This window comes from Niastella koreensis GR20-10 (assembly GCF_000246855.1).
GTDB classification, from domain to species: Bacteria; Bacteroidota; Bacteroidia; order Chitinophagales; family Chitinophagaceae; genus Niastella; species Niastella koreensis.
In genome coordinates this window covers 5,398,051-5,415,224 of sequence record NC_016609.1, presented here as the reverse complement: position 1 = coordinate 5,415,224, position 17,174 = coordinate 5,398,051, and the positions used below count along the sequence as shown (strand labels likewise).

Below are 17,174 nucleotides of genomic sequence, written 5' to 3'. Positions count from 1 at the left end.
TCGCCTTTGCCTATCGCCTATTGGCCATTGGCTATTGAGAGACTTCCTTCAAAAACTTTCTCGGCCGGGCCGCATAACCAGATGTTGCGATAAACGTCATCGTCGGTGCGGTCGAATTCAACGGATAGCCTTCCACCCTTGGTTTGAACCTTTACTTCGTTGAAACCCCGTTCGTTATGATAACATACCAGGGCGCTGGCGGTAACACCGGTGCCGCAGGAAAGGGTTTCATCTTCCACCCCGCGTTCGTAGGTACGAACTATTATTTCATCATTATTTTTGCGCTCAACAAAATTTACGTTGATGCCATCTTTGGCGAAGGTGTTGCTGTAGCGGATATCTTTCCCTTTTTTGTAAACATCAAAATCCCACACATTGTGTGTCATTTTAATGTAGTGGGGCGAGCCGGTGTTTAAAATGAAATCGCTGTGGAAGTCTTTGATCTCCTCCACATCTTTCATTTTAAGGCTAACAATGCCGTCATCGTCAATTTCGGCATCATGGGGCCCGTCAACAGCAATAAAGTGGTATTTATCTTTACGAATGCCAATATTATAAGCAAACTTAACCAGGCAGCGGCCGCCATTGCCGCACATGGTACTTTCGCGGCCATCGGCATTGTAGTACTTCATTTCAAAATCGTACCCGTTGGCATTATTTAAAAGCATAAGTCCATCGGCGCCAATTCCAAAACGGCGGTTGCACAAAAAGCGAACCTGTTCGTTGGTCAATCCATTATAACGTTCGTCACGGTTGTCCAGAATTACAAAATCGTTTCCAGTTCCCTGGTATTTGTGAAAGATTAATTCCATAGTTGATTGTTCCTTTGCAATATTACTACAAACTGGGTTAGTACCATAATGGCACCAGCTTATTATAACAGATTGTTATTTACTTGGTTCAATTACCAATCGTTGATAATATCGAGCGTTTTTTAATTAATTGTTCAATGGTTGCCTGGCTGTCTTTGGAGAATTGTTTGGTAACGCGGTTGGCTACAATGGCGCTGATAGACAGGCAATGGTGCCCCAGCAGTTTGCCCAGGCCGTAAATGCCGGAGGTTTCCATTTCAAAATTGGTAATGCGGTGGGGGCCAAAAGTAAACTGGGTAAGCCGGTCAATCAGGTGCGGATTGCTCAATCCAAGCCGCAAAATGCGTCCCTGCGGACCATAAAACCCCGGGCAGGTTACAGTGATGCCGTGGTGGAAATTATTTACGAAATGTTTAATAAGATGGGCACTGCCGCCACAGATATAAGGCTGGGAGATGCGTTGGTGCAATTGGGTTTGGGTAATAAACGACTGTAACAGCTGTTTTTCCTCTTCATTTTCTTCAAACCGGTAAAAGTTCAGCAGGTTATCTATGCCCAGGCCATGGGTAGAAACCACGAAACTGTCGGTAGGAACATCTGCCTGCAGGGCGCCGGAAGTACCGACCCGGATTACGTTCAATTGGGTAAGTTGAGGCTTAATGGTACGGGTTAGGAGGTCGATATTCACCAGGGCGTCGAGTTCGTTCAGCACAATATCTATATTATCGGGGCCAATACCGGTAGAGACAACGGTGAGCCTTTTTTTGCCCAGAACGCCGGTATGGGTAACGAATTCGCGGTGGCTGCGTTTGTGTTCAATATGGTCGAAATGCTTGCTCACAGCGGGTACCCGGTCAGGATCGCCTACTGTAATTATGGTATGTGCCAGTTCTTCGGGCCGCAGGTCCAGGTGGTATACGGCCCCCCGGTTATTGATAATCAGTTCCGATTCGGGAATTCTTTGCATAAAAAAGGATTAAAAGGTTGGCCAAATATCCGACAAATATCCTACTTTTGCACACCCCGAACGAAGTGGTTCTGGGACAGAGGTTGCAAACCTTCTGGGTTCAAAAAAGATGGTTCCGTGGCCGAGCGGCTAGGCAGAGGTCTGCAAAACCTTTTACAGCAGTTCGAATCTGCTCGGAACCTCAGAATCAAGGATCGCTGAAAAGCGGTCCTTTTCTATTTTTACGAGACTTTACAACAATGCTTTCTTTTTTAGGGATCAAGTGAAAAAATCGGGGGATTTGAAGAGGTATGTGCAAATATTGTTGTTGCGAACTTTTCAGCAAAAATTCCATACTTCTCCCATAGAATGACTGATTTTTCTAATCTTATTGTAAACGTTCGGGCAAAAGTTGCGAACTTCTGCCATTGTTGCGAACTTTTCGACATAAGTTGCTTATTATACCGCATTTCCAACTGACTATGACTCATTAACGCTGAACATTATGGCATTTGTTGCGAATTTGAGGCTATTTGCACAACTTCAGAGCACAAGTAGCGAACCTGGAGCCTTTACTTTTAAACATTGGCGCAAAAGTTTAAGATCTACAGTAAAAGGTTGGTTACTTACGCGTCAAAGTTCGCTACTTACGCATCAAAGTTCGAAATTGATGACTTATTAAGAAATATTGATGACTTATATCAGGCTGCGAATATAGTGGGGTACTGAGAACAGAGAGTGAAGCGTTTGGCCTGCATATCCGGCGTGGAAAGGCTCTTCTAAATCCCCCAACTTTTCAATCTGATCCACTATCTGACCATTCTCAACTACTTTAACAACAGAAGCACCAACGCTTCGGCTGAAGCCTTTAATGCAAAAATCAAATCTTTCAGGGCATCTGCAAGAGGCGTAAGGGATATTAATTTCTTCTTATTCAGATTACAGAAAATCTATGCTTGACAACCAAATCCCCCAACAATTTGACTTGATCCTTAAAGACAAAATAAAGAGAAGTACCCCCAGCCCCAGCTATTTTAAAATAAGTGAATGGCGTAAATGAAGTGGTGGCCTGATTGAAAAAAAGTCGTTGATAAATTGAATACCCCGGGTAATGTAACTGCTTGTTCTTTTCTTTTTACAATGATGATATTTATATGTAAGTGTGCTGAACCTAATAAGTGTTTCGTGATCATCTTTATAATCAGCTATTATGGTGGCTGTACCAAATAGATCGAGGTGATAGTTGCAGTTCTTATTGTAAAACTGTAACCCGGCCGGACAATTTTCATCAAGATCGCTGATGTCATCAAATGGTTTTCTAACAATAAACCAAACATTTCCTTTTTCATCTGCCTCTAAAGCATATATCAGGCAGGTTGGGAATTTAAGAATGTTCCGGCTATCATTTGAAAAAATAGCGGTACCCAGTGTTTTGATCTTCTGATGCACAAAAGCCATATGTTTAATTGCGATCATAAAACTGCTTTCCCGAATTTAATACGATCGATGCTTTATTTTGAGAACGCGGATCATAACCGGGGATGAGAGTTGTCATTTGAGGCGGCAAATGAGATCTCGTTATTTTGGCTACAACCTAACTCAGTTTGGCAACATAAGAATTGAGGGTTCTTCGGACTTTTGCAGTGTAAAAACAATATATGCAAAAGACAATCTTATAACCGGTGCTTCATCAGGTCTGGGAAAAGCAACGACAAAATTATTTCAGTCAAAAGGATGGAACGTTATTGCCGCCATGCGAAGTCCTGAGAATGAAAAGGAATTAACCAAACTTCATTTATTCCCTATTTCCGGGAAAAGAAAAGTGGAATGTTTATCAATATTACATCCGAAGCATGTCGCTTAAATACCTGGGTGAAAAATTCAGTTTACCAGCCAGATACAACACATTCACAGGAAATTGATCGAAAAGGCTAAGAGTACCTGGCTTCAGGCAGTTTTTCAGTGGCGGAGGTTGCCTACCGGTTGAACTTTGAACATCCACAATCATTCAATAAGTTATTCAAAAAGAAGGCCAACCTGACTTCGGTAACATTTAAACAATCCTTTAATTAATTTAGAATGGACATCAAAAAAATTGTACATGACTGGCTGTTAGCAAGCAATGCATATGAGATTGATAATTACCTTGAAAAATGGCATAAAGATGCCGTACTTGATGATCCTTCGGTAGGGCAGGTTTTTAAAGGACATGTGGGCATCAAAAGATATTTTGAAGATTATTTCATTGGGTATAAAACAAAAACAAGGCTAATTAATTTAGAAATTATCAGCAATAGTGCTGTTCATCTTGATGTTGAGTTCACAGGCCAGTTCCCCGAAGGAAAAATTGGGGGCGTATTTGATCTGATCTTCAAAGATGGCAAGATCCTGTCTGCAAAAGCCAACCTGGTATAACTTTGGGCTGATGCCGGAGGCTCCATTATTCGGCCATCAGTTTTGAATACAACAGCCTGCTTTTTATAGGATTTCACATTTCTTCCATTTTGTATAGCCGGAATCCATGCACCACTATTCCGGATAACGCGAACGGCCTCTTCCCGCAGGCCACCCTCCTCGGGGCCGCGCCAGTATTTGCAGAAACTATACAATGAGCGCCATCAACTTTTCTGAATCTTAGCAAATTCCCGGGGCATTTAACCGTAAAGTATATACGTTTAACGGCCTTGATCATTCTTTACACAAAGAGAAGGTTTGCTAGAACGTTTCTTTTTATTTGACATGATCTCCGTTAATAACATATATCAGTAAAAATTCGGACGCAAGTCATTCTATATATTGGATGAATAGACGTTATTTGTATTTTTGTACTCCATCGGCATTTATTCCAATAACACCATGTGCTTACGTAGCAACTGGCCTTTTTACGTTTTGAAAGTTTCATTTGCCCATCTCCGTACTTGACAAATTTCTGTTCAGTTTCATCAGGTCCTTACCCCATGACAGATAGTTTCTTGTTCCCCGCCAACACATGACATCGTTTTTTAGATATTCCATTTTTTTACTTTAAAGTCACAGTTATGGCAACTAATTTTTACTTTTTGAACAAAGTGTCCAAAGGATTTTATGGTAAGATGATATGTGCATTATTTGCTTTTTTAATGTCAGGCAGCGTTCTGCGGGGCCATGCGCAAAATTTTGTTATCGGTGGAGTTAAATATATTCCTTGCTGCCTTTCCGAGACAGTGGTGGCGCTTTTTACTACAACGGCAGGAGCCATTACAACCAATAGTTATTCAGGTTTGGTGTTGATAAAAGTTTCAGGAACGGGCCAGTCGGCCGGTTCCTCGTTGAATGATGCGTTTTATTTCAATATCCCACAAACCCCCACCCATGAACCAAATTCATTTCAACTGTTCATCACTACAGGAGCATCTAGCTCTGGGGTTGACCCAGATGATGCGTACCGGCACATTGTTTATGATGTAGATGCTGACTCCGCCGTTACAGCGCCTTATGTACCGCCATATCGATCAGACAACACCTACTCCTTTATTATAGACATGAATACGCTGACACGACCGCCCGGCGGCCCTTCCATGTTACGATTTGGTGTCAATGACGGTTTCGTTATTGATAACAGTGGCGCTTATACCGTTCAGGTAACCCAGCTATGCAAAGAATGTGGTAAAAATGATTTTTCTCAATTTAAGCAGAAATGGGTCGCCCGGTTTAACGGCCCTGGTAACGGTGCTGATGAAAGTAACTCACTTGTTGTTGACAATAAGGGAAGTGTGTATATAACTGGAAAAAGTGCCGGAGATGGAACCGGTTCCGATTATAGCACGATCAAGTATAATGCTGCAGGTGTTAAACAATGGGAGGCCCGGTACAATGGAGAAGCTAATCAGGACGATGCCGCTCAATCTGTAGCTGTAGATAAGCAAGGAAATGTTTATGTAACAGGAACGAGTATAGGGATCGGAACCGGCCTTGATATAGTGACAATTAAATATAATTCGTCAGGCGTTACAAAATGGATAAGGCGGTATAATGGTCCGGGGAATGATATTGACGGGCCCAGTGATATCAAAGTTGATGACAATGGGAATGTGTATGTTACCGGATCAAGTGATGGCGACACAACTAACCGTGATTATGTCACCATCAAGTACAAAGCGAATGGAATGCAGGAATGGGTTGCCCGGTATTCCGGCCCGGGTTATTTCGATTTTGCAACTGCTTTGGCTTTGGATGATAAAGGCAATGTGTATGTCACCGGCTCAAGTGAAAGCGATAAAGAAAATGAGGAATTTGTTGATTTCACTACCATTAAGTATGATAAAAAGGGAAATGAACTTTGGGTAAAAAGGTTTGGAAGAATTGGCGCCCAGGCGAAAGCGATAGCTATTGACAAGCAGGGATTTGTTTATGTTACAGGAAGTCTTGCTGTGGGTGCTGGTGAAGGTGATAACGAATATGCAACTGTTAAATACGATGCCAATGGTAACCGACAGTGGGTTGCAACATATAATCCTTTTAATTCTTTTGATATACCCAATGCCATTGCTGTAGATGCCTCACAAAATGTATACGTTACGGGCCGTAGCGCTTCTCTGCCGGATCAGGGAAATTATGATTATGCCACTGTTGCGTACAATGCAAACGGGCAGCAGTTGTGGGTTAAAAGGTATAATGGCCCTGCAAATGGCGATGATATGGCAACAGGGCTGGCGCTTGACTACAGGGGCAACGTATATGTAACCGGATCAAGCAAAGGTATTTGCACCGCATCTGATTTTGCGACCATTAAATATGATAAAAGCGGAGCCGAGCAATGGATTACAAGATATAACGGCCCTGCCAATGGTGACGACGGCGCCGGAGGTAAACATCCTATAGCCGTTGACAGCCAGGGCAATGTATATGTTACCGGATCAGGCACCGGTATTAATTCTGGTACTGATTATACAACAATTAAATATTCCCAACCTTTATCGAACTGTGACCATAAAGACGATATAGTTCGAATGAGTCAGGTTCCAGAAGGCAACAACAGTGCGATGTCTGGCAAATTCCAGGTTAAAGTGGCGCCCAATCCGGCAGCCAGCACGACGAAAATATACTATGAATTACCAGTTGATGGCCATGTAACTATTCAGATTTTTGATGCGATGAACAGGCAAATAACAACACTGGTAGATGCAACCAAGCCAGCAGGTGAACACAATGTGGAATTTAATGTAGCTAATATTCCGATTGGCGTGTATTATTACCGGATCGTTGTAAAAGCAGCAAAGAAAGACTGGAGTCAAACAGGTAAGATAAGTGTGATAAAGTAATTGTATCTAAAGTTTAGGCTATTACATCAGCGATGAGGCCGTCTTCTAAGTTTGTAAAAACCTGGATGCGGCCTTATTAAATTGTCTCGTCCCGATCTTTAAAAGGAATCTGCCATTTTTGCCAACGAGTAAGTTCAATAACCCGGTTATCGTAACTGATTGTTCTTTTCTTTTTATAGGAATGACATTGTGATTTTAATTATATAACGCCTGCTCTTCGCACATATCCATACGAATTTCCCAGGTTAAAAGCATTTCAAGCACATCTTCTATATAATCACTTACTGTTTCTATTTTACCTATCAGTTCCCACAAATAATCTGCTACCTGGGTGGTAAGCCCAATACCTTTGCAGTTTTCATGCTCCTGTTCCTTCACAATAAGGAAATGATAATAGTATTTCAACAGGTTCTTCAAATAGAATTTGATCTGCTCAATTGCTTCATACAGGTAATAGCTATCAACATTGGCATGCCGGTCTGCATTATAAATGCAGGAACTAAGATCTTTTAATTTATTTAAAACCTGTTCGCAAAGATCATGATTCAATGAGTTGACCAGCTCGTAAAAGGATCGCATGGTTTGTATAAGCTCATTGCAGTGAGCGGAGGTATAAGGTTCCTGCTGAATGTATGAATTGAATTCATTGATAAGGTTGTTTGCCGTGCTGCATAGCTGGTTTACCTGGGGTAGATTTTTATTTTCAAGTACCCTTATTATCCGTGAAATAAGTTTACCCTGGTACATATTATTTACAACTGATATGGCTATCGAATTCATTTCCCGGGCATCGCCGGTAAATTGCATAAACAACAAATTCCCGTAGCTGTATTCTTCAGTGGCTGAATACAAAATGCAATTCCGGGTGAATGCTTTTGTAAAATCTTTATTGAAATTATCCAGTGACATATAAAAGAGTTTTAATTGAGTGTTTATAAGAACACCACAATGTTACTTTAAACAGGAGGCGGTTTTGAATGAGTGCCCTCAAGGGTCGTACCTGATAATTATCAAGGTATAAGATGGCCGGCGTCAAGGTTTTTGGTGTTGTTTGTAAATAGATTTAGGAAAATGAATGTATGAAACAGGTACTGTTATTATGGCTGCTGGTGGTGACAATGGGCCCGGTTGGCGCTCAAATGGGTAAAAATGTTGTTATTGACAAGCCGGTATATGAAGATGTTTATATCACTGGTGGCGAGGTAATGTTAAATGCACCCGTTTACGGCGATCTGGTAGTAGCCGGTGGTACGGTTACCATAAATGATACTGTTTCCAATGACATACTGGCTGGTGGAGGCACCATTACTTTCAATGGTTATGTTGGCGACGATATCCGTTGTGCAGGCGGCCAGTTGAACATACTGAAAAATGTAGCCGGTGATGTGGTTGTTACCGGGGGAAAGGTTCTCATCGGCAAAGAGGCTGTTATAGGCGGCCTTCTATCAGCAGGTAGCGAAATAACGATCGATGGGCAGGTTAATGGAAAGTTTAAAACAAGATCAGGCAAATTATATTTTGACGGGCATGCCATGAATGATGTTGATTGCAGGGGCGGCGATATTATAATAAATGGTATTGTTGGCGGACGATCAGTACTGGCGGGCGACAAACTTACTATAGGAAATGCAGCTTCTTTTGATAAGGATGTTCATTTCTGGACTTCATCCGGGAATGTTGATTTCCATAATTCGGTTAAAAATGGCCAGGCTGTATATGACCCTTCCCTGAAAATGAGAAAAGATCAATGGTATTTTCTTGGGTTCTCTTCATTGTTAGGATTGATATGGTACGTAGGAATGGTGTTGGTGATGATCATGATCATTCAATACCTGTTCAGCTCCACTATGAAAAAGGCAGGTCAAACAGCTTATGATAAAACAGTAAGGTCATTGGGGTTTGGTTTTTTATTCTGGATTGGCGTGCCTGTGGCTGCAGCGATCGCCTGCATTACAGTGATCGGAGTGCCCGCAGGTCTGGTTCTATTGTTCAGTTATATTATACTTGCCGTTTTTGCCGGCACCATTACTTCGGTTGTAGCAGCCAACTGGCTTAATAACCGGTCGTACTCAAAATGGCGTTACTGGCGCCTGGTATTTGCTGCATTAGCGATCTTCGTGGTTCTCAGGATCGTTTCGTTAACACCCTTCCTGGGCTGGTTCATTTTTGCGCTGATTGTTTGTACTGCATTTGGATCAATTATATTGAATGTTAACTGGAAGAAAGAAAACTAAAAGCTTTTTTATGCTACATCAATATATAATTGCTATTGGCGGTTCTGCAGGGTCTTTAATGCCGTTATGCAGGTTTTTTGACTATACCCTGTTGAACAATGCCTCGTATATTATACTTCGGCATATGCCAATAAACTACCAAAGCAAACTGAATGAGATCCTGCAATCACACTCAGAACTGGGAATACAACAGGCAACACAGGGCGCTTGCATAGAAAACAATATGATTTATTATGCGCCTCCATTTCATCACCTTGAAATTAAGGATAGCACTTTTCAGCTTATTAAAAGGATAGATGGTGCCAATCAGGAGATCGATATGTTTATGGGGTCGCTGGCGTTAAATGAAAATAAAAGACGTTCTATTGCAGTAATTCTTTCCGGCGAAGGGAGGGATGGGGTGAAAGGAACAGCCGCTATTAAGAAAGCAGGGGGACTGGTGATCGTGCAAGCACCGGAAAGCTGTGAACATACCGGATTGCCTCTGGCCGTTATAGATAGCGGTAATGCCGACTTTGTGCTTTTACCGCAGGATATGCCGGTAATTATTCATGCCTATGTTAACCATAATGAAAGGAAAGAATTATATCGGAATAAATTGCAGGAATGAACTTCAAACTGCTCGCCGTTCTTCGATATTATCGAGCATTTCCTGGGAGACATTTGTTTTATGTTCCGGATTATAGTAAACCGTTCCATCTTCTGTCATGGCGCCAAATGCATATCCCGGGTTTTGCAGATGACTTAATTTCCGAACTATAAGGAAAGATAGCTCAGCGTCAAGCTGCCGGTAATGAGGGTTGATCATTTCTTCCTGAGGGGCAGATTACCGGAGTGTTAAGTATTTCCCTGATCATGTTCTGAATTTCAAAGATTGCACCGGTTTATTTATCGGGTTCAGTTACTGCCAATAAAAAAGCCCCGCCAACTCAATAGCGGGACTTAAAGAAAGACAAACACCAACTGCTCATTTAACGGTAATGTGTTTTGATAAGGTTGCTTTTTTAGCTTCTTCGGTTTTAGGAAGTGTTATACGTAGAACACCATCTTCATAAACCGCCTCAATCTTATCCTTAATAACTTCTTCAGGTAATGTAAAACTGCGGCGGAAAGAAGTGTAATTGTATTCCTTGCGCGTATAACGTTCGTCCTTTTCTTCTTTCTTTTCCTCCTTTTCGCAACTAATCGTCAGCATATTATCTTCCACATCGATATTAAAATCATTTTTCTTCATGCCGGGGGCGCCAACCGATACTTCGTAATGGTTTTTGTTATCGATAATGTTAACAGCAGGGGTGGTAAGGCTTTTCCCCATTCCAAACCATTCATTCCATGGTCTGAAGAAATCATCAAATAATGCCGGGAATGATTGCCCTCCTCTGGTTAATTCTTTTGTTGACATACATCCTCCTTTATTTTAAGGTTATTAATAAATATTATATTGAAGATAAATATAACAAGTGCCACGATCCACAGACCATCATCATATACAGGATTGAGAATTGTCACAAGTTCATTAGATAGCCAATATTATATAAATATGGATGCCAGACTGTGGCACCTTAGTATTCCGCTTCAGGTTGCAGATGAATTACTTACACGTTTCGGGTTAACCGCGATGCTGCTAACCGAAGGGCGGCACGAAAAAAGAATAAAAATCAATTATATATAAAATAATACCAAAATTTTATAACCCTATTAAGCCAATTCTGCCCTATTTTTGTTCTGCTGTTACAATGGCCCATAAAAAGAGAAATAGAATTATCGCTTTGATCCTTTTGATGGTATTTTCATTAAACACCATCGTAGGCTTTGCCTGTTCTATTGGCATAGACATGGGCTATAATAACAAGCACCATGCCCATGCAACACATGCTGAGAATGGCCCGGCGTTATCGCATTCAGCTCACCATTCACATCATCAACATGAGCACTTATCTGCCTCAAATATTAATATTCCTAAAGAAGATTGCTGTGCCGGAGAAGTAACCGGTTTTGCTACTTTAGATAAGTCTATTGCGGACAATAATGTAATAATTAAGGCTCCGCTTATTTTCATAGTTGCCTTTCATAATCTCTTCCATATAAGTAAAAACAACTTCTCTGTTACAAAGAGTACCAGGTTTCAGTTTGTCCGACGAAGTTGTTTCCTTAACAATACAGATATAATTATTGCAATTCAGTCCTTCCTGATTTGAGTTAATGTTTATTGCATGGCAGCTTTGCCCTGCTTTAGGCAGTTATTTATTTAAACATTATTCAAATTAATGCAATGAAACAGTTATTATTAATAGTTGTCTTCGTGACAACCGGGTTTTTCGTACAAAAAACTTTTTCGCAAGACAGTACAACGCAATATCGCCTTTCTCAGTTGCTTTCTCAATATTATAAGGTCAAAGATGCTTTGGTAGCATCAAACGCCGGTGATGCGGCAGCTAATGCCGAAGCATTTATAAAAACGCTCAATACTATTGACTATAAAGTTATTTCTGAGGGAAACGTTAATGCCCTGCTTAAAGATGCCAGTCCTATTTCCGAATCAAAGGACATCAAAAAACAACGGCAATACTTTGCCAATCTCTCAAATAATATGGCTTCACTTGCAAAAGCCACAAAATTTTCATCACAACCAATTTACGTGGAGTACTGCCCAATGAAAAAAGCGAACTGGCTCTCGAACGATAAGGTAATTAAGAACCCTTATTTTGGCAATTCCATGCTTACCTGCGGCTCTGTAGTAGAAACCATCAATCAATAATTCTGAATCAGCATGTAGTGCCGGGTTAATACCCCGGCCTTCATTCCTTTTTTAAGCACGGCGTGTTATGATTGTCATAGTACTAATACCATGTATCCCTGGTATTCCAGGTTCCAGCCGTTTGGATGGATACTTGCAAACCACATTAGAGAAGGAAAGGCCGAACTCAATTTTAGTGAGTTCGGCTCTTATTCCCTCAGGCGGCAAATGAGCAAACTAAAATGGAATTACCGGAAGTTTGAAAGACGGAACCATGCCACTTGCTTCTTATACTTTTATTCATAGAGATGCACAGCTTTCAAAGCAGGATAAAACATTAATAACACAGTGGGCTTTAAAAGAAAAAGACAGTCTTGATATGAACAGAAAACTTCAGCTAATGAAAAAAATATTTTGGATGGGGTTGCTTATGTGCCTGTACTTTTTTGCCGGTGCCCAAACTAAGGTAATCTATACTTGTACTATGCACCCTCAAATAAAGATGGATAAGCCAGGCAAGTGTCCAATATGCGGTATGACACTGGTAAAGAAAACGATAAAAGTTTCACCTTCCACAACAGTTCCTGAAAAAAAGCAACCTAAGAAAATGGGCGACATGCCCATGAAAAATGACATGGACAAAATGGACATGAAAAAAGATACGGCCCAAAATACGAACATGCCCATGCAAATGAATGATCACCAAATGAAAACGGATAGTGCGGAGATGGCGGGCGCCAGTGAGATTCAAAGTAAGGTAAATGTTGTTCCGGGAAAAACAGTGCGGTATGATTTATATGTAAAAGATACAATGGTAAACTTCACAGGTAAGCATAAACCGGCAATTGCTGTCAATGGCTCAATACCTGCCCCCACACTAATCTTTACAGAAGGTGATACCGCCGAAATATATCTCCACAATTTGCTTCAGGAAGAAACATCACTGCATTGGCATGGAATTATTTTGCCTAACCATGCCGACGGGGTTCCGTTTCTTACAACAGCTCCTGTAAAACCTGGTGAAACGCATGTATATAAGTTTAAAGTTGTGCAAAATGGAACATATTGGTATCATTCGCATAGCTCTTTACAGGAGCAGGCCGGCATGTATGGAGCGTTGATATTTAAGACAGCGGAACAGCCGGAAAATCAATCTTCGGCTATGGAGCATGCTTCTATGCCAATGCATATGGGTAATAACGTTTTTGACAAGGAATTCACGGTTGTTTTAAGCGAATGGGCAGATGAGAACCCCATGCAGATTCAGCGGCGCCTGCGTACTGGAAACGATTGGTATTCTATTAATAAAGGAAGTACTCAAAGCTATGCTGAGGCAATAAAAGAAGGATACCTTAAAACCAAGTTAACCAATGAATGGAAAAGGATGAAAGCGATGGATGTAAGTGATGTTTATTATAACCGTTTTTTGGTGAATGGCAAACCTGAAAATACAGTTTCGGAATTTAACGCGGGCGAAAAGATAAAGCTTAAAGTTGTTAATGCGGGCGCTTCCAGTTATTTCTGGCTTGGATATGCAGGAGGAAAAATAACGGTGATCGGAAACGATGGCAATGATATGGTACCTACAGAAGTGGATCGTTTGATTATAGCGCCGGCCGAAACCTATGATCTTATTGTAACAATTCCGGAAAATATGAGTTATGAATTTCGGGCTACTTCAGAAGACAGAACCGGGCATTCTTCTTTATGGCTGGGAACCGGCATGAAAATGCCTGCACCTACCTTACCCCGATTGAAGTATTTTGAGGGCATGAAGATGATGAACGACATGATGAGCGTGAACGGCACCATGAAGAACATGGGCATGAACATGCACAATCAGATGATGGACATGAATTCGGTAATGTATCCCGAGATTATGGGCGATAGCCAGGAAGGTGATTCTGATTCTACGCAAATGGATCATTCACATCACATGGATATGAATAAAAATCGTCAAGACACCTCTTCTGATAAAATAGGAAACACGCAGGATATGAGTGGAATGAATATGAGCAGCGGTTCCGGTATTGTTACATTAAATTATGATATGCTCCGTTCACCGGTAAAAACCTCTTTACCTGATGGTCCCATGAAAGTGTTGCATTTTACCCTTACTGGAAACATGAACCGATATGTATGGACAATCGACAATAAAACAGTTCGCGAATCAGATAGAATACTTATAAAAAAAGGCGAAAATGTAAAGATCATACTAACCAATAATTCTATGATGCGGCACCCTATGCACCTTCATGGTCATGATTTCAGGGTGCTGAATAGCCAGGGTGAATATGCACCCTTAAAAAATGTAATTGATATTATGCCAATGGAAACCGATACCATAGAATTTGCAGCCAACCAAAGCGGCAACTGGTTCTTTCATTGCCATATTCTGTTTCATATGATGGCCGGTATGGGCAGGGTATTTACCTACGACAATTCACCGGTAAACCCTGAATTGCCGGATGCCGAAAAAGCATATAAGATGTTCAGAAACCAGAAAGATCAAAATATGCGTCATTTAATGATACAGGCAGGATTAGAAACGAATGGCAGTGACGGACAACTAATGGTTTCGTCAAACCGCTATGCATTGCAGGGGCTCTGGCACTTAGGTTATAAACCAGAGGACAGTTATGAAGGAGAGCTAAACTTTGGGCGTTATATTGGCGTTAATCAATGGTTGTTCCCATATATAGGTTTTGACTATCACTATAAGAAAATAGACGGCGAGCCGAAAAAGCAGGAAGATTACAAAAACCTATTTGGCCAGATCAGCAATAAGAATGACCGAAAAACTTTCGTTGCAGGTATTCAATATACTTTACCCTGGCTAGTATTAGCCGATGGAAGAATTGACGGCAACGGAAAACTCAGGTTTCAACTAAGCCGTGAAGATGTGCCTGTTACAAAGCGCCTGCGGTTCAATATTATGGGGAATACCGACAAGGAATACGCCGTAGGATTCAGGTACGTTGTATCAAAATGGTTTGCCATTTCTTCGCATTACGATAGTGATATGGGCTTGGGTGCGGGCTTTACGGTAACTTATTAAAGTTCAATAAAGCGATTGTTAAATTTAAAATCAAAGCAAAATGAATCATAGCCACCATCATAATACAAATCATCATCATGCACATGACGAAAATCTACCGCATGGGCAAATGGGACATGATCATCATGCGATGATGATTGATGATTTCAAGAAACGCTTTTATGTAGTACTGGTGCTTACGGTACCAATCGTATTGTTATCGCCCATGATACAACACTGGCTGAATTTACATATAGCATTTACCGGGTCTCAGTATGTACTGTTTGCGTTATCATCGGTAGTGTTCGTATATGGTGGATGGCCTTTTTTGAAAGGCTGGGTAGATGAAATGAAAGCAAAGAACCCCGGAATGATGACACTAATAGGATTTGCTATTACCGTGGCCTATGTTTACAGCGCCGCCACTGTTTTTGGATTGAAGGGCATGGATTTCTTTTGGGAGCTGGCCACATTAATACTTATCATGCTACTGGGCCATTGGATTGAAATGAAATCTGTCGCAGGTGCTTCCCGCGAGTTGGAATTACTGGTTCAATTGATGCCGGATGAAGCACATTTGCAGCATGGTGATCATGCAATGGATGTAAAAACCGATACATTAAAACCCAACGACATTATACTGATAAAGCCTGGCGAAAAAATAGCTGCCGATGGTATAGTTGCTGAAGGGGAAACCGCTGTTAATGAGTCGATGCTTACCGGTGAATCGAGGCCGGTAAACAAGAAAAAGGGCGATAAAGTAATTGCCGGTAGTGTAAACGGCAATGGCGCTCTTAAAGTGCAGGTATTGCACGATATGAAGGATTCATACCTGAGCCAGGTGATTAACCTGGTGAATGAAGCACAGAAAGCAAAATCAAAAACACAGTTACTGGCCGATGTTGCGGCTCGTTGGTTAACGATCATTGCAATAGTAGCAGGTATCATAACTTTTTTGTATTGGTATTTCAACAATCAATCACTGGCCTTTGCTACTGAAAGAATGGTAACGGTAATTGTAATCTGTTGTCCGCATGCATTGGGCCTGGCCGTTCCCCTGGTAGTAGCCCGTTCAACAGCCCTGAGTGCGAAGAACGGCCTGTTGATCAAAAACAGAACAGCTTTTGAAAATGCCCGCAAAATCACAATGCTGGTATTTGATAAAACCGGCACGTTAACGGTAGGAAAATTTGAAGTGGGACGGTTTGGCGCTTTACAAAAAGAATTTACCGATAATGATGTGTTGCAACTGGCTGCAGCACTAGAACAGGGATCGGAGCACCCCATTGCCACAGGCATTATCCAAAAAGTAAAAGAGCTGAATATTAAACCTGTTCAGGCAGAAAATATCCAGGCGCTTACCGGCAAGGGTATTTCAGGAAATGTAAATCAAAAGAAGGTGCAGGTAGTAAGCCCGGGTTATGCAAAAGAGAAGTTGGGAAACGCACTCTCAGGAATCGATATTAAGCCTGGAGAAACGCTGGTGTATGTACTGGTAAATGATAAACCGGCGGGTTTCATTGCCCTGGCCGACCAGATAAGACCAGAATCGTATGATGCTATTAAAACACTGCATCAGCACAATATCAAAACCACTTTACTAACCGGAGATAACGCTATAGTGGCAGAGAGCGTAAGCAAAGAACTGGGCATCGATCATTATATCGCAGAAGTGCTGCCCCACCAGAAGCTGGAAAAAATAAGGGAATTGCAGCAGCAGGGCGAATATGTTGCGATGACCGGCGATGGGGTTAATGATGCACCTGCTTTGGCGCAGGCAGATATTGGTATTGCCGTTGGATCGGGCAGTGATGTGGCTGCCGAAACTTCGGGTATAATACTTGTAAACAGTAATCCGCAAGATATTGTAAACCTGATTTTATTTGGGAAGGCTACCTATCGCAAAATGGTGCAGAATCTGGCATGGGCAACAGGCTACAATATTGTGGCATTACCGCTGGCGGCAGGTATTTTATACCAATCAGGCATTCTTTTGACCCCTGCTGCCGGAGCCGTACTCATGAGCCTTAGCACGGTAATCGTAGCTATTAATGCAAGTATGTTAAAAGTGAAATGATCAGGTTGTGGATAGTCATATGATAATGGAA

14 protein-coding genes, 1 tRNA gene and 2 pseudogenes are annotated in these 17,174 nt (G+C 41.5%); 12 read left to right on the top strand and 5 right to left on the bottom strand.

Features of this window, described 5'->3' with window-relative positions:
• Nucleotides 1–17: 17 nt before the first annotated feature.
• On the bottom strand, nt 18–812 hold the full coding sequence (dapF, locus tag NIAKO_RS21210) for a diaminopimelate epimerase (protein WP_014220498.1): 795 nt from the start codon (nt 810–812) through the stop codon (nt 18–20).
• An 88-nt stretch (nt 813–900) separates the two neighbouring features.
• A complete protein-coding gene (locus NIAKO_RS21205) occupies nt 901–1,779 on the bottom strand; it encodes a nucleoside phosphorylase (protein ID WP_014220497.1) in 879 nt (292 codons plus the stop codon).
• Nucleotides 1,780–1,890: 111 nt separating this feature from the next.
• On the opposite strand from NIAKO_RS21205, the gene NIAKO_RS21200 reads away from it, so the two are divergent.
• Nucleotides 1,891–1,961: transfer RNA gene (locus tag NIAKO_RS21200), tRNA-Cys, on the top strand.
• Nucleotides 1,962–2,541: 580 nt separating this feature from the next.
• Complete coding sequence (locus tag NIAKO_RS37890) at nt 2,542–2,718, top strand: transposase (protein WP_081195867.1); 177 nt, start codon at nt 2,542–2,544, stop codon at nt 2,716–2,718.
• A gap of 69 nt (nt 2,719–2,787) precedes the next feature.
• Here NIAKO_RS37890 and NIAKO_RS21190 read toward each other — a convergent pair whose 3' ends face one another.
• Entirely contained in the window at nt 2,788–3,234 is a 447-nt protein-coding gene (locus tag NIAKO_RS21190) for a pyridoxamine 5'-phosphate oxidase family protein (RefSeq protein ID WP_014220496.1), read from the bottom strand.
• Nucleotides 3,235–3,837: 603 nt separating this feature from the next.
• On the opposite strand from NIAKO_RS21190, the gene NIAKO_RS21180 reads away from it, so the two are divergent.
• A complete protein-coding gene (locus tag NIAKO_RS21180) occupies nt 3,838–4,173 on the top strand; it encodes a hypothetical protein (RefSeq protein WP_014220495.1) in 336 nt (111 codons plus the stop codon).
• A gap of 623 nt (nt 4,174–4,796) precedes the next feature.
• Nucleotides 4,797–7,058 carry an SBBP repeat-containing protein gene (locus NIAKO_RS21170; protein WP_014220493.1) on the top strand — a complete coding sequence of 754 codons (2,262 nt, stop codon included), beginning with the start codon at nt 4,797–4,799 and terminating at the stop codon, nt 7,056–7,058.
• Nucleotides 7,059–7,253: 195 nt separating this feature from the next.
• Here NIAKO_RS21170 and NIAKO_RS21165 read toward each other — a convergent pair whose 3' ends face one another.
• Entirely contained in the window at nt 7,254–7,967 is a 714-nt protein-coding gene (locus NIAKO_RS21165; protein ID WP_014220492.1) for a hypothetical protein, read from the bottom strand.
• Between the two features lie 170 nt (nt 7,968–8,137).
• On the opposite strand from NIAKO_RS21165, the gene NIAKO_RS21160 reads away from it, so the two are divergent.
• On the top strand, nt 8,138–9,292 hold the full coding sequence (locus NIAKO_RS21160; protein WP_014220491.1) for a bactofilin family protein: 1,155 nt from the start codon (nt 8,138–8,140) through the stop codon (nt 9,290–9,292).
• A 10-nt stretch (nt 9,293–9,302) separates the two neighbouring features.
• Nucleotides 9,303–9,902, top strand: coding sequence for a chemotaxis protein CheB (locus NIAKO_RS21155; RefSeq protein WP_014220490.1), 600 nt, complete (start codon nt 9,303–9,305; stop codon nt 9,900–9,902).
• 357 nt (nt 9,903–10,259) lie between these two features.
• Here NIAKO_RS21155 and NIAKO_RS21145 read toward each other — a convergent pair whose 3' ends face one another.
• A complete protein-coding gene (locus tag NIAKO_RS21145) occupies nt 10,260–10,694 on the bottom strand; it encodes an Hsp20/alpha crystallin family protein (RefSeq protein WP_014220489.1) in 435 nt (144 codons plus the stop codon).
• Nucleotides 10,695–11,028: 334 nt separating this feature from the next.
• On the opposite strand from NIAKO_RS21145, the gene NIAKO_RS21140 reads away from it, so the two are divergent.
• The 6 genes and pseudogenes from NIAKO_RS21140 (at nt 11,029) to NIAKO_RS21125 (ending at nt 17,143) form a co-directional block, all read left to right on the top strand.
• The gene (locus NIAKO_RS21140) at nt 11,029–11,490 is read left to right on the top strand and encodes a hypothetical protein (protein WP_014220488.1); all 462 of its coding nucleotides are present in this window, start codon (nt 11,029–11,031) and stop codon (nt 11,488–11,490) included.
• A 74-nt stretch (nt 11,491–11,564) separates the two neighbouring features.
• On the top strand, nt 11,565–12,050 hold the full coding sequence (locus NIAKO_RS21135; RefSeq protein WP_014220487.1) for a DUF3347 domain-containing protein: 486 nt from the start codon (nt 11,565–11,567) through the stop codon (nt 12,048–12,050).
• A 42-nt stretch (nt 12,051–12,092) separates the two neighbouring features.
• A pseudogene (locus NIAKO_RS39785) lies at nt 12,093–12,269 on the top strand (heme-binding domain-containing protein); the annotation flags it as partial.
• A gap of 19 nt (nt 12,270–12,288) precedes the next feature.
• Nucleotides 12,289–12,372, top strand: a pseudogene (locus tag NIAKO_RS39780) (heme-binding domain-containing protein); the annotation flags it as partial.
• 36 nt (nt 12,373–12,408) lie between these two features.
• Nucleotides 12,409–15,087 carry a multicopper oxidase domain-containing protein gene (locus NIAKO_RS21130; RefSeq protein ID WP_014220486.1) on the top strand — a complete coding sequence of 893 codons (2,679 nt, stop codon included), beginning with the start codon at nt 12,409–12,411 and terminating at the stop codon, nt 15,085–15,087.
• 40 nt (nt 15,088–15,127) lie between these two features.
• Nucleotides 15,128–17,143: a copper-translocating P-type ATPase gene (locus NIAKO_RS21125; RefSeq protein WP_014220485.1), complete on the top strand. Its 2,016-nt coding sequence runs from the start codon at nt 15,128–15,130 to the stop codon at nt 17,141–17,143.
• Nucleotides 17,144–17,174: the final 31 nt, after the last annotated feature.